Annotated in this window: 1 protein-coding gene; it reads right to left on the bottom strand. The window is 40.1% G+C overall.

From position 1 onward, the window contains the following. Positions 1 to 373 (bottom strand): BspA family leucine-rich repeat surface protein (locus HMPREF0673_RS00185; protein ID WP_245544209.1); only part of this gene is annotated, 373 nt, incomplete at its 3' end. Between the last annotated feature and the right edge of the window lie 38 nt (positions 374 to 411).

The raw sequence follows: 411 nt of genomic DNA, 5'->3' as shown, positions 1-411 counted from the left end.
CGTTCTGTGTGTCGAAGTTAGAAAGGTCGAGGAAGGTGAGGCTATAACATTGGAAGAACATAAAATCCATATTAGTTACGCTCTGTGTGTCGAAGTTAGAAACATCAATGGAAGTGAGGTTGCCACAATCACCGAACATACCGTACATATTAGTCACGTTCCGTGTGTCGAAGTTAGAGACATCAATGGAAGTGAGGTTGCCACAACCAATGAACATATTATGCATATTAGTTACGTTCTGTGTGTCGAAGTTAGAGACATCAATGGAAGTGAGGTTGTTACAACTACCGAACATATAACCCATATCTGTCACGTTCCGTGTGTCGAATTTTGAGAGTTCAAGGGAGGTAAGTCTATAGCAACAATGGTACATTCCTCGCATATTCGTTACTTTATCTGTATTGAATTTAG

Origin of the sequence: Leyella stercorea DSM 18206 (assembly GCF_000235885.1) — a bacterium.
Classification (GTDB): domain Bacteria; phylum Bacteroidota; class Bacteroidia; order Bacteroidales; family Bacteroidaceae; genus Prevotella; species Prevotella stercorea.
This window is presented reverse-complemented; position numbering and strand designations above follow the sequence as displayed.